Raw genomic sequence first — 22,106 nt, 5'->3', positions numbered from 1 at the left:
TCGATTTGCTGGGCTTCCGTAGGGATGTTCGCATCCAGAAAACTTAGCTGTAGATCAGCTCCGTCATCACCAGTTCCTCTGCCTGCGCTTTCAGACTGTTCATGTGCTGCACCCACATCAGTTGGTTCTGCGCTTTGTCCGGGGCCGGGTTCTGCTTCAGCAGTTCGGCCATCATCTGCTGCATCCGGCTCTCTGCCGTCTGCTCCAGCTCCATCAGATGCGGGTACAGCGTTCCGTTCAGGAGCATCGAGTTGTACAGCACCGGGTGATGCTGCTTCAGATAGTTCCGGCGCATCCTGCCGTACTTGCCCAACGGGATCTTCGGCTGGCTGAGGGTCAGGTTCGGGAGCTGGTAATCCCCGATGGTCGAGTAGGTCACGTTCCTGTTCTTCATATTCATGCTGGCTCCTTTCTACATTGCGGCGACGGATGGTGGTTTTGACGGTACGCTCGATATTCCGCAGCACATCACGGCTGCAATCGCTGACCGCCGTACCCAGTGCATAGACAGCATCCGGGGTCGAAAAATCGTAAATTGCCTGAAAATCGTCCCGGTCAAAATAACCCTCTGGTTCAAAACCGCACCGTTCCAAAATGGTGTACATGATGCTGATTGCGGCGGCACTCTTGAACTGGAGTTCCTGTCCGGCATCATCATAATCCATCAGGAACGAACCGTCAACGATGGCGAGGATGTCTGTGCTGTTGTTGTCCCAGTAGGATTCTGCCAGCTTTCCGGCAATGTCCGCAATCTGCTGGCTGAGCCGTTCATGGTGAATGCCGTATTCCTGCGCCAGCATTTCCGATACCGGCTGGAACAGGTCATCGTTGAGCTGCCACACCTCCGGGTCACGGGAATTGCGCCGAACCCCGGTGTCGCTTACGTCAAAGACGTAGTGCAGCCGGGGAAATCCGCTGGATTCGTCCAGCAGAGCGATGCCCTTGGAACCCCGGCGCACATAGCGGTTCATCCGGTTGTTCCAGATGTCAAAGTCGGCACAGGCGGTGGCATCCGGGCGCTGGGCGTAGATCATGAGCTGGTCGGCAAAGGGGTACTTGTACAGCCGGGATGCGGTGGTCAGATAGTCCGTCCAGCTTTCCCAGTACCGGGTCAAGCCGTTGGCTGTGCGCTGGGCAAGGGCGAGATATTCTTCGGTTTTGCTTGGCATAGCGTTCCTCCCTTCAATCTCGTTGTAAACAAAAAAGCGAGCGGCCTTTTCAGGTCACTCGCTTATGGAATCTATGGTAGTTTATAGCATGAATGGAAGTATTCTATCAAGCCCACTTTTTGCGGGTTATGAAAAAATTTCGGAACAATGCCCTATGACATTATCTCAGTTGACAATCATCGACAAACTGGGAATTATTTAATTCTCTGTGTACCTAATTGTAATTGTTCAACTGTTATTTTTGCTTTATTGTCATCTTCCTTTTGAAGATTTTCTATTTCCGAACCCCGAATAGCCAAAATGATTTCGTCCCCCACCTGTAAATCATCAAGTGTTATATCTACAACATCTTGTGTATCATAATTACAATAAATCATAGGAATTTGGGAACAATCAATAAGGCAATCATCCCCTAAAACACCTTTTCCTACGGCGGACAAAAACCGCATATCCGAGCTGTTTAAGTCTGCATACCGGTCCTTGGCCGCAATACGGTCTTCCATCTCGATAAAGTTATAAAATAAATCTGTTAACTGGTCATTGATAATCTTTGTACACAACTACTTCTCCTGTCTGTCTTAACGGACCTTCTCAGCATCCCACTCCATTACGGATCCGGTCGCTGCATCAATCGTGAATTCGTATTCCGTTCCACCGTAGATGATCTTTCCTTCGTATTCCGGACGTCCGTCATCATAATCAAGCTTCCATTCGTAGAGATCCTTGTCCGTTGCTCCGCTTACACGGTCAAGGGCTGTTTTCTTTGCATCTGCCTCACTGACCGTAACGTTCTTGCTGTCTGCTCCCATCGTTTTTTCTTCATATGCGGAGCTGATGATCTCTCCGGTGTCTGTCGCAATCTCATAGTCATACTTTGCACCGCCTGCATACCATTCAATGTCATATACCTGACGTCCGTCTTCATAGTCAAGCTTTGACTTGGTGATCGTTGCATCCGCTGCCTTCACTCCGGCATGCTCCAGTGCGATCTTCTGTGCTGCTGCTTCATCCACGGTTCCGGTACCTGTTGCATTCTGTGCCGGAGCAGGGGCAGCGGGGTCTGCCGTCTCCGTCTGTGTCCCGGAAGTCTGCGCATTCTGTTCTTGGCTGCTCATTTCCATGACAGCTCCTGTCTCTGCATTGATCGTGTAGGCGTAGGCATACTCTCCGGAAGTAAATTCCACCTTATAGCAGGCCACTCCCGCCACCTCACTTAAGGTCGTGGCTGAAATGTCTGCATCTGCCGCTACAATATCCGCTGCTTTTAACGCCGCTTCCTGTGCCTCCTCCATAGGGATCATCTGTGTCTGCTCCTGGCTGCTTTGCTGCGGAATACTGGCTGCCGCATTATCTCTGCATCCGGTTAGGGTCATTGCAAGTGCAAATGCCGCTCCGATAAAAATCCATTTCTTTCTCATATTCTTTCTTATCCTTCCTATCAGATTGGAATGTGTAAAGTGTAGCCGATATCCTGCCAGATCACAAGTGAAATTTTTGTGTACAGGGTATATACGATTTGTCGAGTTCAGTATACCACACCGAATCCCATTGTAAAAGAGCCTATGTACGCCGCCCGCAGGCGGCAAAATTCAGTCGAGCGGAAATTTCAGTTCGGCAAACTCGGCATCGGTCAGCAGTTTCAGCTTCTCGATAACACCTTCCGACAACTCCCGCAGGGCGGTCTCATCGGGCATCAGGTAGCACTGCATGAGCCGCAGTTCGTGGATAAGCCCCAGTCGGGTGCCGGTGTTGTAAAGCATCATCAGCATGAGTTCTTCATGGTCAAAGTTCATGGGCATCCCTCACTTTCCGACAGAAGGTGGGATTGCACTCCGGGGCATCGCACTTCTCCTTGAGAGTTTGCAAAACAGAAGGGCGCTCCGGCTGCTTGTCCAGAAACCCCTGTAAATCTTTGAAGCCGATGCTGTCCACATAATGCACAGACACCTCGCCATTGCGTTTAAGTGCGATCACATCGCTGACCGACAGGCTGTGCCCCTCAAAATCCTGCGGACGGGAGAGGTTGAACATCTGAAATAGTTCTTCCAAAACCTCGTTGTTCGGCACATCCTGCCACATGGCGGGCAGATCAGCATAGTAGGTGACCTCGTAATGCTCCGGGTCTGGCGTTTTGCCCCGACGATGCAGTTCCCGCATGGAAGCAAATCTTTCATCGAGGATTTTTTCGTCATGCCGCAGCTGCATCACCATATAAACATCGCACCCTGCGTTCAGAAACTTCTGCGGGATGTCTGTCATGGGTTCACCGTCAAAATTCTGGTTCCATTTTTGCTGCATCATCCACCTCACAGTTCCGGTGCAGAACGTGCAGAGGATTTTGGCGCAGACGCATCACTTGCCAGTTCTGCCAGCTTTTCCAGTGTGGAAGGGCGATGGTCTGCACCCAGTTCCTCGGCTTCCGCAACCTTATCCATGACGGCATCGTAGTCCTGCAACAGCCGCCGCCCCTTTTCCATGTGGTGTGCTTCCAGAATCTGCTCACGGGCTTCCTGAATGGTCAGTTCCGGGGCATCCAGCTGCCCACCGTCCATCACAGAATAATCGCTGTGGTAGAGGGTGTAGTCCCATCCATCCTCACAGGACTGGATTGCAAGGTAGCCTTTGCCGCCCAGTTCCCACGCCGTCTGCTCGTCCTGTGTCTGAATCTCCGGGTAGAAGTCGGCATGATTCCGTTCCATGACCTCGGCAAACTGGCAGATGTGGAACACATTGCCCAAACCGCCCATGTCAAAGTGGTAATCATCCAGATGTTCCACCCGTGCCGTAAAACTGCGCCCATCCGGGTAATCCACCTGAATCACGCCGCCATCTGGAATGCGATAGAGGTCATCATAGTGGCTGTTGATGAGACGAATATCCTTCGGCAGCATTTCCGGCTCCCAGATGCGCCGCCTGCCAATGCCCGCCTGCGGGATGTTTTCAAGGATCTTTACGCTTTCCTGTTGGATGGCCTTACGGTCATCGTCCGAAAGTTCAAACAGATACCAGTTCCGGGCGGCAGGAATGGTGTTTTGTCCATCTGGCGGCAGATTCTTTTCCGAAATCTGCCCACTTTCCAGCGGCTCGCCAGTTACCTTGTTATAAGTGGCAAAGCCGACCCCTGCACTGTTTTCCCGGAGATGCAGATAGCGTTCATCGTTGATAAGGTAGACCGCTTCTTTTATCTGCTCCATCAGCACCCACCCTCAAATTCCAGCGAAAACTTGCTGCGGCCATCCGCTTCACAGGACAGCAGCACGGTGGCGTTGTAGGTCTTGCCCTTGGCGCTCTTGCAGTCCTTCAGCCGGACACGGCCATCCCGCAGCAGCTTGTCCGCCATTCGGCCATCCAAACGCTTGCCCAGACGCTTAAAGAACGCATTGTCCTTCCACAGCACGAAACGGCAAGGGTTGGATTCACAGAACCAGCCTTTTTCACGCTCTACAACATTTGCACCGCAATTCGGGCAGACACCAATAATCTTGTTTTTCATAAGCGCATTCACTCCTTTTTTCATTTCCGTGTTCTTTACCAGTTCGGTAATCATCGTATTGATCTCGGTCATAAATTCACCCGGCTCCATTTCGCCACGCTCGATTTGCAGCAGCTTTGTTTCCCAATCGGCGGTCATTTCCGGGGATTGGATTTCTTCGGGCATCACGGTGATAAGGGCTTTGCCCTTATCCGTGGGCAGCAGCACCTTGGTCTTTTTGCTTCCCTTCCGTTCCAGAAAGCCCTTCTGCACCAGCTTCTCGATGGTGGCGGCTCTGGTTGCCGGGGTGCCGATGCCCTGACGTTCCACACCCTCCGGCATACTGTCTGCACTAGCGGTTTCCATCGCATGAAGTAGAAGGTCCTCGGTAAAATGCTTCGGCGGCGAGGTCTGCCCCTCTTTCAGTTCGGCGTTGAGGATGCCGCACTCGTTTTCCGCTGCATTGGGCAGGGCGGTGAGTTCTTGCTTCCGGTTCAGGATGTCTGCCAGCACCTTGCGCTCCACTGCTTTCCAGCCTTCCTCCAGAATCTCCTTGCCTTTGGCGGTAAATTCCTCCCCGGCGCACTCGGTGGTCAGCAGGGTTTCCAGATACCGGAAGGGCTTGCTCACCGCCATCAGCGTCCGGGCGATGATGAGCTTCAGGACGTTCTGCTCGCCCTTGGGCAGTGCTTCCAAATCGGCTTGCAGCATACTGCGGGTGGGCAAGATGGCGTGGTGGTCGGTGACTTTTTCCCGGTTGACGGTGCGCCGTGTCCGGGGCACCGCCTCGTCCACATCTTCCGGGGTAATGTCGAGAAAACCTTCCAGTTCCTCGGTCAGTTCCTCCAGCATTTCCTCGTCATCGTCGGTGATATAGCAGCTATCAGTTCTAGGATAAGTGGTAAGTTTCTTCTCATACAGGCTCTGCACATAGTCCAGCGTCTGCTGTGCGCTGTACCCCAGCAAGCGGTTGGCGTCTCGCTGAAGGGTGGTCAAATCGTACAGCGGCGGTGGATTCTCGAACTTTTCCTTGCGGGTGATGCGCTGGATCGTTGCTACCATCTCCTTTCGGCAGGCTTTCAACAGGTTTTCAGCAACGGATTTTTCAGGAATGCGGCGGCTGGATGCCGTGCAGCCGCTGGTCAGTTCCAAATCTACCGTGTAGAATTTCTCCGGCACAAAGGCGACAATGGCGGCTTCCCGCACCACCGTCATGGCAAGCACCGGGGTCATAACACGCCCCACCGCCAGCGGTTGTCCGTACAGGCACGAAAAAAGCCGGGACGCATTGATGCCGACCATCCAGTCGGCGCGTTCCCGGCAGAGTGCAGCCTGATACAGTGCATCATATTCAGTTGACGGTTTCAGACTTGCAAAGCCTTCCCGGATGGCGTTTTCCTCCATGCTGGACAGCCACAGGCGGGAAAAGGGCTTTTTGCAGCCTGCTTGCCGATACACCAAGCGGAAGATCAGTTCTCCCTCGCGCCCTGCGTCCGTAGCACAGATCACGCTGTCCACATCCGGGCGGTGCATCAGTTTTTGCAGAATGCCAAACTGCTTTTTGGTGCTGGCAGACACCAGATACTGCCACTTTTGCGGTAATATAGGCAAATCTGCGATGCTCCACTTGACGTATTTGGCATCGTAGACATTGGGCGGTGCCAGCTCTACCAGATGACCCACGCACCAGCTGACGAGACAGCCGTTGCCCTCAAGGTAGCCATCCTGACGGCTGGTGGCACCGAGGACTTTGGCGTAGGACATGGCAACGGACGGTTTTTCCGCCACGATCAATTTTGCGATAAGAATCCCTCCATTCTGTTTCGGATTGCAATATGTAGGGCGGCAAAACGCCGCCTTGAAATCAGATGGGTTCAGTGTCCTGCTCGTCCGGGGTTTCGTCCTCGTCCGGCACATCGGTCGGAATCTCAAAATCGCCCTTGTCCTCGGTGTAGTTTGCATCGGGGTCAAGAGCTTCTTTTTCAGCCTGCTTTTTCTGCTTCTGCTTCATAAAGGTGTAAATGCCGCCGCCAGCAGCCAGACCGACCAGAGCCAGAACGCCTAAGAATGTGGCGGCATACTTCGTAACTTTGTTGCCACCAGTCTGTTCCGTACCGGATGCCGCCGCTTCTTCTGCGGCTTTCTTGGCTTCTTCCTCGGCTTTCAGCCTGTCCTGTTCCGCCTGCGCCGCCGCTTCCTTTTCGGCGGTATAAGCATCCGCATCTTCTTCCTCCATCAGTGCCAGCAGGTCGGCTTCGTCCACAAGGTTCATAAAGTGTACGGTTTGTGCGCCTTTACTGTTCCGGTCGATTACCAGATAAAATGTCGCACCCGATTTCGATACCAGCGTGATGAACTGCTGCCCGGAACCATCCGAATAATTGGTGTGGTAATCGTCCACCAGTGTCAGATTGCCCTCCGGGGTCAGTGCGCCGGAGGTTTCATCCGTGATGGTAACAACATCTTCCATCACCTCCGGCAAAACAGGCTGTTCCACAGGGGCGGCTTCGCCCTCGAAGGCAAAGGCAGGAGCCGCCATGCCAGCGCACAGTACCGCCGATACCAGCAGTGCGCCCAGTTTCTTAATCTTCATCTGCATCAACCTCCTTCTCAAAAGTTGCGCCCACGGCAGACAGCGCAGCCGGGGTCGGGGTGGTGGTTGCCGACTGCCGCAGCAGGGCAGCAAGCTGTTCCGGCGTGACCTTTGCAGTCCGCACCATCTCGTTGACCTCGGCGGAATCCTCCTCCTGAATGCGTCGTTCCAGAATCTCGATGCGGTTGTTCAGCTTGATGCGGCGCTCCTTCTCTTTTTCCAGCATTGCCCGCAGCTTATCCGATTTTTCGCTCATAGTAACTCCTCCAATCATTTTGAAAGCCGTCCGAATCCGGCGAGATGCTTCTCCCAGTAGGACGAGTGAATGTTTGCGTACTTGATTGGGTCTCCGGCACTGACCATCATGCCGTTGCCGAGGTAGATTCCAACGTGACTTTTCCCCGGCGTATCATACGTTCCATCGAAGAAAACAAGGTCGCCAGGCTTTGCTTCGGCTTCGGAAATGTGCTGGCTCTTGTTCCACAGGCCGTTGGCGGTGGTGCGCCCCACATCATAGCCGTTCTGGTTGTAGACCCAGCAGACATAGCCGCTGCAATCGAACCCGGTTTCCGGGGTGGAGCCGCCCCACACATAGGTCGTGCCCACATACTTTTGGGCTTCCTTGTAGATGGCGGCAAATTCCTCATCCGTCAGGGCTTCTGCCGGAACCTGATAGTTGATGCCCGGTGTACCGGAGCCATCGGAACCACCGGACGGCAGACCGCCATTGAACAGATAAGGCCGACCACCCAGCGTGTCCTGAAAGATCTCGTACCGTTTCCATTGGTCGGCATTCAATTCTTCCCGGATAACGACTTCCAGTCCTTTGTTCACCAATTTGGTGTGGAAGATGCGGTACTCGTAGGGCACCTGCGTGGGAACCGGGATTCCTGCCGGGCTGATGACCCAGACGGTCTTATACCGTATCTGCACCTCCACCCATGTGGTCAGCTTATACTGCTTTTTGAAGGTCTCCTTCAATTTGCCCTGTACCTCGCTGCGGGTATAATCGTCATACAAGGTGGTCAAATACGAAGTGAGCTGCCACGGGTCGTGCTCGATGGGGTCGAGGTGGTACTGGTACTCGTTATAGCCGGGGTGGTCGGTGGGAGTGCGCTTGATCTTTTTATCCAGCTCCTTTTCCAGCTTCTTGTAGTCCTGTTCTGCGCCCCGGATGTCCCGGTCCTCGGCAGAGTACATGGTCTGCCCGGATACCTGTGTACCGCCCGAAAAGAGGATGCCGCAGGAGGAAAAGCCCGACATCACCATGAGGATGAGCAAAAGAAAAACGCCCACGATCACCAGAACGTGTGCGTTGCTCTTGGCGGCATTCGCCAGCCCTTTCACGGCAGTGCTGACGGCAGTTTTGCCCTTTTCTACCGCCTGTTCCATGCTGGACCGGGCGGCAGATGCACCGTTGGATGCCGCTTTGCCGCCTGCGGTCTGCGCCGCCGTGCCCGAACGGGCGGCGGCATAGTAGCTTTTGTGGATTTCTTGCCGCTGTTTCCAGCGTGAAAGCCAGTTGGAGCCGCCCTCGCCGGTGCCGGATGCGCCTGCATCTTGTGCCGCAGTCGGCTCCGATGCGGAAGATTTAGCGGCTTTGGAGCCTTTCTTGCCCTGCATCTTGGCTTTCTTCTTGAGCTTCCGGGCATAGCGGCTTTTTGAAATATCCCGGATATTTCCTGCCGCTTTTTCGCCCTCGCTCAACGCCTGCGTGCCCACATTGTCATCCTCGTACTGGTCAACCTCCCTGTGCACCGCAGACCGGGCGGCATGGGCGGCGTACATCTCCCGCTTCTGCGCCTTGCTCAACCGGCTCAGCTCGTCCGGGGTCAGTTCCGCCTTGCCAAACCGCAGATGCTGGGCTTTTTCAGCGGTCTTTTCCGCATCGGTTTTCAGCTTTTTCTTTCTGGGCACCGACTGCTCCACCTTGGCTTTTTTCGGGGGTGAACGGGTCTTTTTGGCGGACGTTTCCTCTTTGATGTTCAGCTTCGGTTCACTCATTTCTGCGCGCCCTCCGAGACTTCACCCAACTTGGTGGTCATAATGCGGTAGAGTTCCAGATCGGTGGGGAAACGGTCCACAAACGGCAGAATGACATTACCGAAAAACAGCAGCCCTTCGCCCTCGCCGGAGTGGGTCACATAGGAAAGCTGATGAGGGCTGATGTTGAGCTGCTTTGCGAGAATCTGGCGGTCTCCCGCAGCCTGATTCAACATGATGATCATGTCGCTGTTCTCGAAAATATTCTCAACCTCACGGGAAGAAAGCAGGTCTTTCACGTTCTGGGTCAGCCCTGTGGGAATACCGCCCCACTTGCGGAAACGCTTCCAGATCTCCACGGAATAGGCAGCGGTCTGCTCCTCTTTCAGCAAAAGGTGCATCTCGTCCATATAATACCGGGTGGACTTGCCGCTGCTGCGGTTTGCCGTGACACGCCCCCACACCTGATCCTGCACAATGAGCATTCCCAGCTTTTTCATCTGCTTGCCCAGCTCCTTGATGTCATAGCAGACGATGCGGTTATTGACGTTCGCATTGGTGCGGTGGTTGAACAGATTCAGGGAGCCTTTCACATAGATTTCCAGTGCGGTGGCAACGTGGTGGGCTTCCTTCTCGTCCTGCTGAAGCAGGGCGTTGTACAAGTCCTCAAGGATGGGCATATTCTCCGGGCAGGGGTTCGCAAAATATTTGCGGTAGATCAGATGCACACAGCGGTCGATGACGGTTTTCTCCACCGGCAGCAGCCCTTCTTTGCCGCCCACCACCAGTTCACACAAAGAAAGAATAAAGTCAGCTTTCAGGGATAGGGGATTATCTTCCTCGGAGTAGTTGGCATTGATGTCCATGGGATTGATGAACTGGGTACTGTTGGGCGAAATTTTGATGACCTGACCTTTCAGCCGATTCACCAGAGGAGAATACTCTCCCTCTGGATCGTTCACAATAATATCATCGTCCGTCACCAAAAAAGCGTTTGCGATTTCACGCTTTGCCGAGAAACTTTTGCCGCTTCCCGGAGTGCCGAGGATCAGGCCGTTTGGGTTCTTCAGCTTCTTCCGGTCCACCATGATAAGGTTGTTGGACAGGGCGTTCAGGCCGTAATACAGGCTTTCTTTGCCGGACTGGTACAGTTCCTGTGTGGTGAACGGAATGAAGATTGCCGTGCTGCTGGTAGTCAGTCCCCGCTGGATTTCGATCTGGCAGTCAGCCAGCGGCAGGCTGCTCATCAATCCCTGCTCCTGTTGGTAGTCCAGTCTGCACAGGTTGCAGTTGTGCTTCTGTGCAATACTGGATGCCTGAAAAACATTGTTTTCCAGTTCCTGTTCAGTCCTGCCGGTGTTCAGCACCAAAAAAGTGACGAGGAACATCCGCTCGTTCTGGCTCTGCAATTCTTTCAGCAGGGCTTTGGCATCTCTGCCGTAGGTCGCCAAATCGGACGGAATGATGTCGATATCATATCCGGCACGGATTGCTTTTTTCTGCTCCTCAATCTTGCTGCGGTCCAGTTCCGTGATGGTGCGCTTCACCGTCTTGATGGCTTTGTTCTGGTCAACAGACTGGATGTGCATCGTAACGATCTGGGAAGAATCCATATCCAGAAAATCCTTCAAAAGCTGGTCGCTGATGTCGGATGCCGTGATGCTCAGAAAGCTGGCGGCGCAAAAGATACCTCCCATCTGGAAGGAGCGGCTGTTCTTGAACGCAAAGGCGGTAGGCGCAATGGCATCCTTCACGGAAAGCCCGCTTTTCACAAGGTCTTTCCAGTCAAAGTGAAACTTGCTTGCACCGTCCATGTTGAACATATCGTGCATGAGTTTCAGCCGCTGGGCACCGTTCAGGGGCTTTGCCTGCACACCCAGCCGATGAAAATTATTCAGCAGGTCATTCTGGATGTGGTCGAGCCGGGGCTTGACCTGCGCCATGCTTTCGCCCTCCACACCAAAGGTGATGAATTTGGTCTTGGTCAGACCATTATTGCCCTTGGCAAGCTGCTGGCGCAGCATCTGGCTGTACTCCGCACGCACATCGTCAAAGCCGTCCTTCTGGAACGGGATGCGGATGCTCTTTTCAAACTCGGTGCTGTCGGTTGCCATGTTCACAAAGGACAGCTCAAATTTGATGCTGGAATCGAAAAAATTCAGAAAACTGCACCATTCCTCGAAAATGGCGGTCTTGTCCTCCTGCTGGGCAAGCTGGTAGTTGATGTCCTGATACTGGATGGTACGAGTGTAATAGTTGGGCTTCACCCTGCAGGTGCCATCCTCAAACATCCGCTGCATGGGGATGGACTGCTGGGCGGTTCGGGGCATAGCAGGCTTTGCGTTCTGCCTGCGCTTCTGCGCAGACTGCGGCTTGCTGTGCTTACCGGTCTTTTTCCAAAACGGGATCATGGGTCATGCCTCCCTTCATCAAAATCGCATAGTAATTGTTAGTCTTGTAGGGGCGGATCTTCGGGCGGACAAACCGGGACTGCACATAGTACGACAGCAGCTTTTCCAAAGGCTGGCCGTTCTTTTCGTACATCCCAAGGAAGAACGCCGGCAGCATCACCGCCATCATACCGAGGGTGGCAGCAGTGTTGCCGCCGGAATCCCGGAGAACAAAAAACAGCGGCACTCCAATGAGAGCCGCTGTGCCAAAGCAGACAAGCTGCCGTTTGGTCAGGTTGAACGCCACTTTGGATTTGACCTTGGTCAAATCGCGGGGAACGGAAATATACGCAGCCAATCAAACACCTCCTTTAGTGCGCTCCGAGGACGGATTTCGTCACCGAGCTGGTCTTGAACAGGCTGAAACAGAGCAGAACGGTGTAGCCCACAATGCTCCAAATGGAGTTGATGGCATCCCCGGAAATCGCTACCGACTGTATCAGCACGGCGTAAATCGCCACGCAGATGAGGATGAGAAAGCCCTGAAAACCCAGTGCAAACAGGCATTTCAGATAGTTCTGCCCCATGTGGCTCTGCTCGTGGTTGCCGAAGGTCGCCATGGGGATGGGCGCAAGGCTCACCATGCAGTAAATTTCAATCATTCTTCCGTAGACGATGACGAAAATCACGATGGACAGGATGCGCATGGTAATGCCGATGAAGAAGGACTGCAAAAACAGCCCGAACAGGGGGCCGACATCCATCTGCATCAGGCTGGATTGCAGCATGGACAAACCAATGTCGTTGACACGGGTATTTCCGGCAATGATGCCGCTGGAATCGGACACTACCTTCTGGGTGATGTCGAACACTGCCATCACGATGTCGAAAGTATTGCTGATGAGCCAGACTGAAATAGCGGTCTTAAAGATCCAGCGCATGATGAGGGCAGGCTCAAACTGCGCCATGTTGTTGTGCTGGGTGATCATTTCGATCAACTCATAACAGGCGATGAAGGTCAGGATGATGCCTGCAATGGGCAGCACCACGTTCCGGGAGAGGGCTTCGATCATGGCGAACACTCTCGGCTCAAAGCTGGAGGGCTTGGTGCCCACCTGCTGGGCGATATTGCCGACCTGCGTGTTCACATCATCGAATAGCCCGCTGAGATTTGACATAATGCCTGCCGTCAGGATGCCTTTGATCCAGTCGGCAATGGCTTTGAGAACGGTTTCCATTCAGCAGTCACCGTCCTTAGCTGAAGTGGTTGATGAGGGTCTTGAGAAGGTTCAGGAGAAAAATAATGTGGGTCAAAAACTGCATAAGACACCGCCTTTCACTGATGGGTGGATGTTCGTCTGCAATTCGCTTCCTATTATAATAAGGGCTGTTATCCACAGCTAAGATAGAGCGATTGCGTATGTACAGGCGGGAAACCCCGCCTGCGGCTCTTAGCCGAAAAGACCGGACAGCAGAGGAATCAGGGTGATGCCCACCAGAGCAACGCCGCCGCCAGCCATGAGCTGCTTCATGCCCTGAGACTTGGAGCCGGGGTTATCGTTGCCGTAACCTTCCAGCAGATTGATAGCACCCCAAACGCCGAGACCGGCACCCAGAGCGACAACCAGAGTCTGAAGAACTTCGATAGCAGAGTTAAAGAATTCCATAATCGTTTCTCCTTTATTTTGAAAAAATTGTAGACCGTCCGTACACACCTGAAATCGTACATTTTTGAGCCACGAACTGCGGCAGAAGTGGATTTGCTGGTGTACCTCTCTGGTCCGAGTAAAATAAAACCGCCTACCGGGTCAGGCAGACGGGAGCGAATCAGCGTCCACCACGATGAACTCATCACCGGGGTGGATCTTTTCTTTGCGGTTCAGATATTTTTCAATATCGAAGGTGTTTTTGGGGTCGTAGTCGGAGGTCAGCTTGTAGTTGGGGTGCTGGGTCAGGTCGTACTTGTCCGAAAGAAAGGGGCGCACACCTCGCAGCTGCAAAATACACTTGCCGCCGTCCAGCACCGCCAGCTCGTCCCGGCTCAACAATTCGTGCCCCATCTTTTGGAAGGTAGTGCCGTAGCTGGGGCTGTTTCCACGGGTGTCCGAGGTGTTGAACGCATCAATCGTTTCTTTTCCCAGCATTTCAGACAGGTCTTTTAGGGTGGTGGGTTCGGAGCCGCCGAGAAAAATCTGACTGTCCATATTGCCGATGATGGTGTCCGCATTGTCCTTGTAGATGGCTTTCAACTGACTTCTCGCCTGCAAAACAAGGCAAGCGGAGATCTCACGGCTGCGAATGGTCGCCACCAGCTTTTCCAGATTGGGAATCTGCCCGATGTTGGCACACTCGTCGATCAGACAGCGTACATGGATGGGCAGCTTTCCGCCGTACACATCGTCTGCCTTGTCACAGAGCAGATTGAAAAGCTGGGTGTAAACCATGCTGATGAGAAAGTTAAAGGTGGAATCCGTGTCCGACATGATGAGGAACAACGCCGTTTTCTTATCGCCCAGCGTATCTAACGCCAGCTCATCGTACATGGTAAGGTTACGCAGCTCTTGGATATCGAAGGGCGCAAGCCGGGCACCGCAGGAAATGAGGATGGATTTTGCCGTTTTGCCGGCAGCTAATTTGTAGAGCTTGTACTGGCGCACTGCGAAGGAATTGGGCTTTTTCTTGCCCAGTTCCTCAAACAGCAAGTCCACCGGATTCTGGTATTCCTCGTCGTCCTCCAGCACCTGCATGGTGTTGAGCATTTCCAACAGTGTTGCAAAATTCTGCTCCTCCACCGGGGCTTCATAATGCAGATAAGCGATCAGGGCAGTAAGCAAAAGACGCTCCGATTTCTCCCAAAATGGGTCCCCGCCGGACCCTTCACCCTTGGTGTTGGTCATCAGGGTCGTGACCAGTTTCAGAATATCCTTTTCGCTGTGGACATAGGCGAAGGGGTTGTAGTGCATCGACTTTTTGAAGTTGATGGTGTTCAGAATCCTGACCTTGTAGCCGTTTTTCAGAAGTGCGTTCCCACACTCGACCACGATACTACCTTTCGGGTCAGTAACCACATAGGAACTGTGACATTGTAAAAGGTTGGGCTTGAGCCAAAACCGAGTCTTGCCGCTGCCGGAGCCGCCCACCACCAGCACATTTTTGTTCCGGGCATTCTTGGGATCCGGCGGACGGTTGCTCATCATCAACCGTTCTGTTTTGGTCAGGATGATGTTGTCGGCAAACTTGGGAGCCATGAACGGCTCAATATCTTTCGGAGTGCCCCACCGGGCAGAGCCGTATTCCATGCCGTGGCGGTACTTCTTGGCATTTTTGCCACGCAGATAAACCGCCAGCCGTAACCCTGCGCCGCAGCACAAACCTACCAGCAAATCCAGCGGATACAGGCTGGGCAGAGGGTTTGCAAATGCCACCGGGATGGTGCCCATCATGGACATGATCTTATCGCCCAGTTCCTTGCCCTCGGCAAGCCGCCACGCTTCACCGAAGTTGGTTGCCACAAGCCCCAGCAAAATATAAGGCAGATACAGTGCCAGCCATTTTGTGAGCTTTTTCGTGGTCATAGGCCGCGCTCCTGTTCCTTGTGCCGGACTTTGCCGGGGAGTTCTGCCGCCGCCTGCACCAGTTCATGCAATCGTGCCAGCACCGAGGGGCGTTTGTCCTTGTTGAGCAAAGATGCCGAATACTCTTTGAACGCCGAGTTGAAGGCTTCTGCGTCCGGGGCTTTGAAAAAGACCAGATACCGGGGCGGCACCTCGGAGGTGTCCTTGCGGATGGCATAGTCGATGCCGTACTTTTTGGCATAGCGTTCCAAGCCGCGGATACCGGTCTTGCTGATCTCCACGCTGGACACGCCCCGGTTTTGCCGCAACAGGGTGCGAACACTCTGCTTGCCTTGGGATGCTTTGGACTGGTACAGCCGAAACGCCGCCTTGACCGCCCGCAGGACGGTCCGGGCAGACAGCTTTGTGGTCGAGATCATAATGTTGAATGACTTCTGTTCGATTTCTTCCTGCACTGCCATCACCTCCCGTGCAGCAGGGTGATTTTAATCCTCCTGCCCGGCACGGGCAGCATTCAGCAGAGCCGCCACGAAAAAGCCGAAAAAGGCACCTGCTTCAAAAAATGCGAAACCGATAAAAAAGTTCAGCATGGCGCACCTCAGTCGATACAGATGCAGGTCAGCTTCTGCCCATCTGCCATCAGGGTGGTGCTGTGGCTTTCCAGATAGGTCTGAAAGCGGTAAATATCCTCCACCGTCAGGGATACGATGGTGCTATGCCCATCGGTGCGGTAGAAGATGACCGGGCCGGTCAGGTACCGCTTGCCTGCCAGCTTGAGGACCTGCGCCGGATTGTAGCTGATAAACAGCGGCGCACCCTTCACGGAAATCAGGGCATCGTCCTCGTCAAAACAAGGCAGAACGGAAGGGGCATCCTCCTCCATGATAATGGTTAGCTCCATGTCGGGACCGATGGCGGCAAGGTACACATCCTTGCCTGCTGCCTCGGTCAAACAGGATGCCGCCTGCTTCAGCATGGTCAGGATGTTCACATCCACCGTGATCTGCGGGGCGTGAGTTGCGGAGTGAAAAGGAATCGTGTTGTTCATAGGCGTTACCTCCAAATTTTTGCAAACAAAAAAGACCCGAATCGGGTCTCTTAGTTCAGTCTGCGCTCAACGCGCTTCTTCCTGCTTCTTCTCTTTTGCCTGCTGTTTTTTCAGCTGCCACTGGTCGAGCAACTTGATGATGATGCTTTCCATCTGCCGGGGCGTGTAACTGCGCGGAAAGTATTTCCGCAGGGTTTCGTTTTTGATGGTCACAGTGTCCAGTTCGCTTTTCTTTTCCTCGTTCATAATGTCGTAGACAGCATCATAACTGAACTCGCTTTTCTGCGCCAGCTTCTTTATCCGTATGGCTTGCGAAAGAGAGGGCGCATTCTGGGAAGCATCCATTGCTTCTAAAAAATCTTGCTGCTGTTTTGCATCAAGATAAGACAATTCGACCGCAGGGTTAAAAGAGATTTTCTTTTCGTCCACCATGTCCAGTAGTTCAGGGACAAGATTGGTGAGCCGAATGAAACGCTGGACTTGTCTGCCGCTTTCATCAGTGGCTTTTCCGACTTCATCAGCGGCTTCCAACTTCCCGACAACTTGTCGGGAAGTTAAATCTGACCTAGCACCTTGATTTTTTATCGCATCCAGCTTCATCTTGTACGCAAATGCCCGCTCACTCGGTAGGATGTGTTCTCTCTGCAAATTGGAATCGACCATCAATATCGTGGCGGCATCATCCTTCATATTGCGCACAATGACTGGCACGGTGTCCAGATGGGCAAGCTCTGCGGCGTGTTTCCGGCGATGCCCGGAGATGATCTCATAGCCGCCCTCTGGTCTGGGGCGGGCGATGAGCGGAGCCAGCACACCGTACTGTGCAATGCTCTCTACTGTCCGGGTCATGGCTTCATCGTCCAACACCTTGAAGGGGTGGTTGGTGAAGGGGTGCAGCTCGTCGATGGGAATTTGCTGCACCTGTTCCCGTTGCTCCTCCTGTCGATTTTCCTCGGTGGAAAACAGGTCATCTAGCCCTTTCAGAGCTAAGTTTCCGCTGTCGATCGGCATCCGCCAGCACCTCCTTTGCAAGAGATTGATAGGCTTCTGCCACCTTGCCTTTGGGGTCATGCTGGAAAATGCTCTTGCCTGCCGCACTGGTTTCAGCCGCACGGACCGACCGTGGAATAGTCTGCTCAAAAACCTTCAGATGCTTTCCGTATGCCTGCCGAATCAGGTTGCTGATCTGCTTTCCGTAGTTGGTGCGGCTGTCGGTCATAGTCAGCAGGATGCCCTCAATTTTCAATTTCGGGTTGATCTGCCGCCGTACCTTTTGGACAGTCTGCAAAAGCTGTTCCAGACCCTTTGCGGAAAGGTACTGCGCCTGCACCGGAATCAGGGCAGCGTCTGCCGCCGCCAGTGCGTTGATGGTGAGCATCCCCAGCGAGGGCATACAGTCCAGCAGGATATAATCATACTCCCGCTTTGCCCCCTCCAACACCTGTTTGAGCATCTTTTCCCGGTTCATGCTGTTCACGAGGGCAACTTCCAGCCCTGCCAGTTCGATGTTGGCAGGAATCAGGTCAACGCCCTCTGCATGGTGTAGGATGCCGTCACCGGGCGGAATGGGCTGGTCGTTCATAGCTTTTGCCATCAGGGTAGAAAGGGTGGTGGGCAGTTCGTCCGGCTGCTGCCAGCCCATGCTAATGGTCAGGCTGCCCTGTGGGTCAGTGTCCACCAACAGGACTTTTTTGCCTTCCATCGCCAGCCCGATGCCCAGATTTTCACAGGTGGTGGTCTTGCCGGTGCCGCCTTTCTGGTTGACGATGGCAATCGTGGTTGCTTTCTTTGAAATTTTCATCACCTCCGCATCGCTAAGTCGTGGTTGGTTTGGTTCTGGTAGAAAAGCTGCATCGTGGTGGGTGCGTTGTACAGAGAAGCAAGCAGATATTGTTTCATATTACGGATCGGGCTGCTGTTCTCTGCAAGGCACTTCAGCACAAAGCGGACATGGTCGGCGTTCAGCTTCATAAAACGGCTGCGTACCACCTCGGCGGGCTTATCGTCCCCGGCGATGTGCAGCATCTTGCGTTTGGTGGCACAGGTGTCTACCAGTAAATCCACGATTTGATAGATGGTATCTTCATCATCCGGGTAAAGCCGGAGAAGAAGGTCCATCTCCAAAGAGCATGAAAAATATTCTTCGAGCAGTTCGCGATTCTTCATCTTCTCCGATTCGTCGGAAAGGATAAGATTCGTATTATTCATCTCTGTTTTATTCTCTTTCTTCTTAATACCTCGTGATTTTACCGGGTCTTGACAAGCGATTTTAGAGCCACAAGAATCGTCATTATCACGATTCTTGACACTCTCCTTTGAAGATTCTGCCGAAAAGTTTTTCACATACACCAAACATGGCTTTCCTTGCCCTCGACGTTTTCGTTCAATCAAACCAAATTTTTCAAGTTCCCGGAGTAGTCTGGTCGCTTTGTTGTCTGCGCAACGCAAAGTCCGCTTGACATCCTCAATCGTGAAGATGATGAACACTCGACCTTTTTTGTCAAACCATTCATTTTTAACAGAAAGGCTCATACGGTCAAGCAGGATGCCGTACAGAGTTTTTGCATCGGTTGACAGATCTTGAAACTGCTGCTCCTGAAAAAGAGCCTTTGGAATGCGGAAGAACGAAAAGAGTTCTCCGGCCTGTCCATAAAAGTAGTCAAGGGTCATACAATTCTGTCAAGGATGAAAAAACAACGATGATTCATTGACATGGTTGACAAATCCTCCTTATAGATAATTCGTGCAAACAAAAAGCGCAACTTCGATTGGTGAAAATCGAAATTGCGCGATGTAACTTAGCTGGGGGAGAAAGGTCATTTGTCGGGGTCGTTTGACCACAATTTGACCACAAAAGGAATGAAACGTCTTGACATCCAATGAAACAGAATGGTATAATGCATTTGAAATTTAACGATACTGAGTCTAGGCAGTATCGGATTGTACATTGTGTTTTCGAGAGAAGCACAATGGGGTTCAAGAGGCCGTGAGTTCGATTCTCGCCACTCGGACCAAACAAAAATGATCCGAACTTGTTTCCGATAGGAGATGGGTTCGGATTATTTGTTTTCTTCGGAAAATTAGCGTTTGCGAAGCAATGAAAGCCCCAGTGGGGCTTTTAAGCGACGGAACGGTCTGCGTTAGCAGATGGAGGGGCCTTGCCCCGACAAGTTCCACGCAGGTGTCCGTGGAAGATGAAATCCGAAATCATAGATTGACCGACACAAACCAGATAATGATTTCAGGAGGACGAGATTATGAAGTACGATGCAAAGGCCTGTCACTTTAACATGGACACCGGCTGCGTGGAGCTGCTGCTCCGGGATGGGAGAATGATCTCCATTGACTGCACCGGGGTCGAGGATGCGCTGGATGTGACCATGACACAGCGGGCAGAACTGGACTACCTCATCTACAATGACCCGCTAGGCTATGCAGATTTGATTCTGAACGGTGATCCAGAGGAATATTTGAAAAACGCAACTGGGAGCCATGGGTTAGAAGATTAAGGGAAAAACAAAAACAGGGTGCGCCCTGATGCTGGGTGTTCGTAAAACAGTTTTTGAGAACCAACACGGTAACTGCCGGTCAGGATTGGTTACGAGTACCCGGCTAGACCGAGGAAGCATCTAAATCGGAAGTTATGGGAGGGAAGCTCAATGGAGGAACGGACATATCAGACCCGTTGCGGAACGATTCACTATTGGGTGAATGCGTCAAACCCGGATGCAATTACGCTTGTTTTTCTGCCGGGATTGACTGCGGATCATCGATTGTTTGATAAGCAGATTCAGTATTTTGAGAACAGGTATAATGCTATCGTCTGGGATGCGCCGGCACATGGTTCCTCATGGCCGTTTCGATTTGATTTTGATCTGTTCGATAAGGCAAAATGGCTGAACGGTATCTTAAACCAAGAAGGACTTACAAAGCCTGTTATTGTCGGGCAGTCTATGGGTGGATATGTGGGACAGGCTTATGCGCAGCTTTACCCAGACAAAATGACAGGATTTGTCTCCATTGACTCTGCACCGCTGCAACGAAGCTATGTGACGGCAGTTGAAATTTGGCTTTTGAAACGGATGGAGCCGGTATATGCTCATTACCCGTGGAAATGGCTCCTGAAATCGGGGTCGGAAGGTGTTGCTACGTCTGATTACGGTAGAAACCTCATGCGTGAAATGATGTTAACCTATGACGGAAACCAGAAGCGCTATGCACAAATTGCCGGACATGGTTATCGTATTTTGGCAGCGGCTATGGAGAAGGATCTGCCGTATGAGATCAAGTGCCCGGCTTTATTGATATGCGGCACAAAAGATCACGCTGGTTCGTGTATACGGTACAACAAAGTATGGCATCGCAATACGAAAATTCCTTTGATGTGGATAGAAGGAGCAGGACACAATTCCAATACAGACAAACCCGAACAGGTGAATCGTTTGATAGAGGAATTTGTTGCTGATATTTTATAACAGACAACTTCCAGTTTGCCGTAAACAATCTTAGCAGGGTTTGGGGTGGGACCGCGTTTGCGAAGCGCAGCGGCGTTGTCCGGCTCGCCCACGGAAAGTGTGAGGTTATGGCACGGTAATTTGCTGCAGAGCATCATGTCCTCGACGCTACCAGCGTCCTCAAAGGACGATTTGATGGGTGTGTAGGGATAAGCTGTAAAAAGAAGCATGGACGCCCCCCGAAAAGGAGAACGTCCATGCTTCTTGCTGTATCCGAATGGAGGAGATTGCGAAATCAGTGATTGTTCGGGCAGACGATTTCCAGCATCTGATCGAAAACCTCTTCCATCTGCCGCACCAGCGTGAACTGGGTGCGGGCGCGGTCGAGGTTGTGATCCGGGCGAGCAATATGGAAATAATGGTCGCCCTCCAGATAGTCAGTCAGAAAGCGGATGCCGCATTCCAGCGTCATGAGCCTTGCACCCCATGCAAGGCTCTTTTTTTCTGCCATGCTCATGGATGCCCCGGCAGTGGAGAGATACCCTTTGGCGAACACTTCGTACAGATGCAGGTCAAAGTGGACTTTGCTCTGGTCGGGTTCATCCTCGGCGCAGTCGTTGGCACCGGTGCGGATGGAATCACCGAAATCATAAGCCGAAAGCCCCGGCATCACGGTGTCGAGGTCAATGACACAGATGCCTTTGCCAGTGGCTTCATCGAGCAGAACATTGTTGATTTTGGTATCATTATGGGTGACACGCAGCGGGATCTCACCAGCGGCCAGCTGATCCAGCAGAACGTGGCAGTCCTTTTCCCGTGCATGGATAAATGCAATCTCCGGCGCAATGGTTTTGGCTCGACCCAGTGCATCGGCGGCAAGGGCTTTTTCAAAGTTTGCGTAACGGTTGGGCGTATCGTGAAAACGCGCAATGGTTTCGTGGAGGGTAGAAGCAGGATAATCGGCCAGCTGGTTCTGGAACTTGCCCAGTGTTTCTGCCACAGTGCGGAAGTCTGCCTCACAGCCGACCTGTTGCAGACAGACGGTATTCTCTACAAAATCATAGGCTCTCCAGGCATTGCCTTCAGAATCAATAGAGTACGCTGCGCCGGACAGAGTGGGAATGACATTCAGGCATTCCCGGCCAGGGTCGCCGCCCTCTGCCTGAATCTTTGTCCGTAAATGCTGGGTCACGCCACAGATGTTTTCCATCAGTCCTGCGGGATCGGTGAAGGTATCGGTGTTGATGCGCTGTAAGATAAAGCGTTTGGTATGATCTGCCCGCCAGACCACAAAGGTGTCATTGATGTGGCCCTCACCATAGTGGTGTGGATCGCAGACCATCGGCCCACCAAAATCAAAGGCGGATGCAGCGGCGCAGAGAATGGGTTCGGTGACAGGTTTCATTTGAAGTTCCTCGTTTC

24 protein-coding genes are annotated in these 22,106 nt (G+C 52.7%); 3 read left to right on the top strand and 21 right to left on the bottom strand.

What is annotated here, in order from left to right; all coding sequences use genetic code 11:
* Positions 1-43: 43 nt before the first annotated feature.
* Positions 44-400, bottom strand: coding sequence for a TnpV protein (locus I5P96_RS11325; protein ID WP_223382179.1), 357 nt, complete (start codon positions 398-400; stop codon positions 44-46).
* Here I5P96_RS11325 and I5P96_RS11320 point away from each other — a divergent pair.
* The gene (locus tag I5P96_RS11320; RefSeq protein ID WP_223382177.1) at positions 399-1,256 is read left to right on the top strand and encodes a hypothetical protein; all 858 of its coding nucleotides are present in this window, start codon (positions 399-401) and stop codon (positions 1,254-1,256) included. The two genes, I5P96_RS11325 and I5P96_RS11320, sit on opposite strands and share 2 nt — an antisense overlap.
* A gap of 107 nt (positions 1,257-1,363) precedes the next feature.
* Here the strand turns inward: I5P96_RS11320 and I5P96_RS11315 are convergent, their stop codons facing one another.
* From I5P96_RS11315 to I5P96_RS11225, 19 genes are all read right to left on the bottom strand, one after another.
* Positions 1,364-1,729 (bottom strand): hypothetical protein, encoded by a 366-nt coding sequence (locus I5P96_RS11315; RefSeq protein WP_223382175.1) that lies wholly within the window; start codon positions 1,727-1,729, stop codon positions 1,364-1,366.
* 18 nt (positions 1,730-1,747) lie between these two features.
* Entirely contained in the window at positions 1,748-2,587 is an 840-nt protein-coding gene (locus I5P96_RS11310) for a PepSY domain-containing protein (RefSeq protein ID WP_223382173.1), read from the bottom strand.
* A gap of 171 nt (positions 2,588-2,758) precedes the next feature.
* Positions 2,759-2,962, bottom strand: a complete 204-nt coding sequence (locus I5P96_RS11305; protein WP_223382171.1) for a transposon-transfer assisting family protein — start codon at positions 2,960-2,962, stop codon at positions 2,759-2,761.
* Positions 2,952-3,467: a YodL domain-containing protein gene (locus I5P96_RS11300; protein ID WP_317850517.1), complete on the bottom strand. Its 516-nt coding sequence runs from the start codon at positions 3,465-3,467 to the stop codon at positions 2,952-2,954. The genes I5P96_RS11305 and I5P96_RS11300 overlap by 11 nt, the downstream gene beginning before the upstream one ends.
* Positions 3,468-3,475: 8 nt before the next feature.
* On the bottom strand, positions 3,476-4,363 hold the full coding sequence (locus I5P96_RS11295; protein ID WP_223382166.1) for an LPD16 domain-containing protein: 888 nt from the start codon (positions 4,361-4,363) through the stop codon (positions 3,476-3,478).
* Positions 4,363-6,405 (bottom strand): DNA topoisomerase 3, encoded by a 2,043-nt coding sequence (locus I5P96_RS11290; RefSeq protein ID WP_411703520.1) that lies wholly within the window; start codon positions 6,403-6,405, stop codon positions 4,363-4,365. Before I5P96_RS11290 ends, I5P96_RS11295 begins: the two co-directional genes overlap by 1 nt.
* Before the next feature lie 100 nt (positions 6,406-6,505).
* A complete protein-coding gene (locus tag I5P96_RS11285) occupies positions 6,506-7,240 on the bottom strand; it encodes a DUF4366 domain-containing protein (RefSeq protein WP_223382164.1) in 735 nt (244 codons plus the stop codon).
* Complete coding sequence (locus I5P96_RS11280; protein WP_223382162.1) at positions 7,224-7,490, bottom strand: DUF4315 family protein; 267 nt, start codon at positions 7,488-7,490, stop codon at positions 7,224-7,226. The genes I5P96_RS11285 and I5P96_RS11280 overlap by 17 nt, the downstream gene beginning before the upstream one ends.
* A gap of 14 nt (positions 7,491-7,504) precedes the next feature.
* Positions 7,505-9,238, bottom strand: coding sequence for a C40 family peptidase (locus I5P96_RS11275; protein ID WP_223382160.1), 1,734 nt, complete (start codon positions 9,236-9,238; stop codon positions 7,505-7,507).
* Positions 9,235-11,628, bottom strand: coding sequence for a VirB4-like conjugal transfer ATPase, CD1110 family (locus I5P96_RS11270; RefSeq protein ID WP_411703326.1), 2,394 nt, complete (start codon positions 11,626-11,628; stop codon positions 9,235-9,237). The genes I5P96_RS11275 and I5P96_RS11270 overlap by 4 nt, the downstream gene beginning before the upstream one ends.
* Entirely contained in the window at positions 11,600-11,965 is a 366-nt protein-coding gene (locus I5P96_RS11265; protein WP_117506352.1) for a PrgI family protein, read from the bottom strand. The genes I5P96_RS11270 and I5P96_RS11265 overlap by 29 nt, the downstream gene beginning before the upstream one ends.
* A gap of 13 nt (positions 11,966-11,978) precedes the next feature.
* Complete coding sequence (locus I5P96_RS11260) at positions 11,979-12,845, bottom strand: VirB6/TrbL-like conjugal transfer protein, CD1112 family (RefSeq protein WP_117530282.1); 867 nt, start codon at positions 12,843-12,845, stop codon at positions 11,979-11,981.
* Positions 12,846-13,058: 213 nt separating this feature from the next.
* Positions 13,059-13,274 (bottom strand): Maff2 family mobile element protein, encoded by a 216-nt coding sequence (locus tag I5P96_RS11255; RefSeq protein ID WP_055186938.1) that lies wholly within the window; start codon positions 13,272-13,274, stop codon positions 13,059-13,061.
* A gap of 141 nt (positions 13,275-13,415) precedes the next feature.
* Positions 13,416-15,182, bottom strand: coding sequence for a VirD4-like conjugal transfer protein, CD1115 family (locus I5P96_RS11250; protein WP_223382158.1), 1,767 nt, complete (start codon positions 15,180-15,182; stop codon positions 13,416-13,418).
* Positions 15,179-15,637 carry a PcfB family protein gene (locus I5P96_RS11245; protein ID WP_371292838.1) on the bottom strand — a complete coding sequence of 153 codons (459 nt, stop codon included), beginning with the start codon at positions 15,635-15,637 and terminating at the stop codon, positions 15,179-15,181. Before I5P96_RS11245 ends, I5P96_RS11250 begins: the two co-directional genes overlap by 4 nt.
* Before the next feature lie 143 nt (positions 15,638-15,780).
* On the bottom strand, positions 15,781-16,230 hold the full coding sequence (locus I5P96_RS11240) for a hypothetical protein (RefSeq protein ID WP_055186934.1): 450 nt from the start codon (positions 16,228-16,230) through the stop codon (positions 15,781-15,783).
* 66 nt (positions 16,231-16,296) lie between these two features.
* Positions 16,297-17,241 (bottom strand): ParB/RepB/Spo0J family partition protein, encoded by a 945-nt coding sequence (locus I5P96_RS11235; RefSeq protein WP_117529517.1) that lies wholly within the window; start codon positions 17,239-17,241, stop codon positions 16,297-16,299.
* Positions 17,198-18,031 (bottom strand): ParA family protein, encoded by an 834-nt coding sequence (locus I5P96_RS11230; protein WP_117529516.1) that lies wholly within the window; start codon positions 18,029-18,031, stop codon positions 17,198-17,200. The genes I5P96_RS11235 and I5P96_RS11230 overlap by 44 nt, the downstream gene beginning before the upstream one ends.
* A complete protein-coding gene (locus I5P96_RS11225) occupies positions 18,031-18,900 on the bottom strand; it encodes a DUF6017 domain-containing protein (protein ID WP_223382156.1) in 870 nt (289 codons plus the stop codon). Before I5P96_RS11225 ends, I5P96_RS11230 begins: the two co-directional genes overlap by 1 nt.
* Before the next feature lie 587 nt (positions 18,901-19,487).
* Between I5P96_RS11225 and I5P96_RS11220 the strand changes: the two genes are divergently transcribed.
* A complete protein-coding gene (locus I5P96_RS11220) occupies positions 19,488-19,739 on the top strand; it encodes a DUF6061 family protein (RefSeq protein WP_223382154.1) in 252 nt (83 codons plus the stop codon).
* A 150-nt stretch (positions 19,740-19,889) separates the two neighbouring features.
* A complete protein-coding gene (locus I5P96_RS11215) occupies positions 19,890-20,705 on the top strand; it encodes an alpha/beta fold hydrolase (RefSeq protein WP_223382152.1) in 816 nt (271 codons plus the stop codon).
* A 274-nt stretch (positions 20,706-20,979) separates the two neighbouring features.
* On the opposite strand, the gene I5P96_RS11210 is transcribed toward I5P96_RS11215, so the two are convergent.
* Positions 20,980-22,089: a phosphotransferase enzyme family protein gene (locus tag I5P96_RS11210; protein ID WP_223382150.1), complete on the bottom strand. Its 1,110-nt coding sequence runs from the start codon at positions 22,087-22,089 to the stop codon at positions 20,980-20,982.
* Positions 22,090-22,106: the final 17 nt, after the last annotated feature.

Source organism: Faecalibacterium prausnitzii, assembly GCF_019967995.1.
GTDB classification, from domain to species: Bacteria; Bacillota; Clostridia; order Oscillospirales; family Ruminococcaceae; genus Faecalibacterium; species Faecalibacterium prausnitzii_E.
This window is presented reverse-complemented; position numbering and strand designations above follow the sequence as displayed.

Excerpts from the sequence above, each read along its gene's own strand:
- I5P96_RS11320 (WP_223382177.1), top strand. The coding sequence starts at position 399 with ATGCTGGCTCCTTTCTACATTGCGGCGACGGATGGTGGTTTTGACGGT.
- I5P96_RS11325 (WP_223382179.1), bottom strand. The coding sequence starts at position 400 with ATGAATATGAAGAACAGGAACGTGACCTACTCGACCATCGGGGATTAC.
- I5P96_RS11310 (WP_223382173.1), bottom strand. The coding sequence starts at position 2,587 with ATGAGAAAGAAATGGATTTTTATCGGAGCGGCATTTGCACTTGCAATG.
- I5P96_RS11305 (WP_223382171.1), bottom strand. The coding sequence starts at position 2,962 with ATGAACTTTGACCATGAAGAACTCATGCTGATGATGCTTTACAACACC.
- I5P96_RS11300 (WP_317850517.1), bottom strand. The coding sequence starts at position 3,467 with ATGCAGCAAAAATGGAACCAGAATTTTGACGGTGAACCCATGACAGAC.
- I5P96_RS11295 (WP_223382166.1), bottom strand. The coding sequence starts at position 4,363 with ATGGAGCAGATAAAAGAAGCGGTCTACCTTATCAACGATGAACGCTAT.
- I5P96_RS11290 (WP_411703520.1), bottom strand. The coding sequence starts at position 6,405 with ATGTCCTACGCCAAAGTCCTCGGTGCCACCAGCCGTCAGGATGGCTAC.
- I5P96_RS11285 (WP_223382164.1), bottom strand. The coding sequence starts at position 7,240 with ATGCAGATGAAGATTAAGAAACTGGGCGCACTGCTGGTATCGGCGGTA.
- I5P96_RS11280 (WP_223382162.1), bottom strand. The coding sequence starts at position 7,490 with ATGAGCGAAAAATCGGATAAGCTGCGGGCAATGCTGGAAAAAGAGAAG.
- I5P96_RS11275 (WP_223382160.1), bottom strand. The coding sequence starts at position 9,238 with ATGAGTGAACCGAAGCTGAACATCAAAGAGGAAACGTCCGCCAAAAAG.
- I5P96_RS11270 (WP_411703326.1), bottom strand. The coding sequence starts at position 11,628 with ATGATCCCGTTTTGGAAAAAGACCGGTAAGCACAGCAAGCCGCAGTCT.
- I5P96_RS11260 (WP_117530282.1), bottom strand. The coding sequence starts at position 12,845 with ATGGAAACCGTTCTCAAAGCCATTGCCGACTGGATCAAAGGCATCCTG.
- I5P96_RS11255 (WP_055186938.1), bottom strand. The coding sequence starts at position 13,274 with ATGGAATTCTTTAACTCTGCTATCGAAGTTCTTCAGACTCTGGTTGTC.
- I5P96_RS11250 (WP_223382158.1), bottom strand. The coding sequence starts at position 15,182 with ATGACCACGAAAAAGCTCACAAAATGGCTGGCACTGTATCTGCCTTAT.
- I5P96_RS11240 (WP_055186934.1), bottom strand. The coding sequence starts at position 16,230 with ATGAACAACACGATTCCTTTTCACTCCGCAACTCACGCCCCGCAGATC.
- I5P96_RS11235 (WP_117529517.1), bottom strand. The coding sequence starts at position 17,241 with ATGCCGATCGACAGCGGAAACTTAGCTCTGAAAGGGCTAGATGACCTG.
- I5P96_RS11230 (WP_117529516.1), bottom strand. The coding sequence starts at position 18,031 with ATGAAAATTTCAAAGAAAGCAACCACGATTGCCATCGTCAACCAGAAA.
- I5P96_RS11225 (WP_223382156.1), bottom strand. The coding sequence starts at position 18,900 with ATGACCCTTGACTACTTTTATGGACAGGCCGGAGAACTCTTTTCGTTC.
- I5P96_RS11220 (WP_223382154.1), top strand. The coding sequence starts at position 19,488 with ATGAAGTACGATGCAAAGGCCTGTCACTTTAACATGGACACCGGCTGC.
- I5P96_RS11215 (WP_223382152.1), top strand. The coding sequence starts at position 19,890 with ATGGAGGAACGGACATATCAGACCCGTTGCGGAACGATTCACTATTGG.
- I5P96_RS11210 (WP_223382150.1), bottom strand. The coding sequence starts at position 22,089 with ATGAAACCTGTCACCGAACCCATTCTCTGCGCCGCTGCATCCGCCTTT.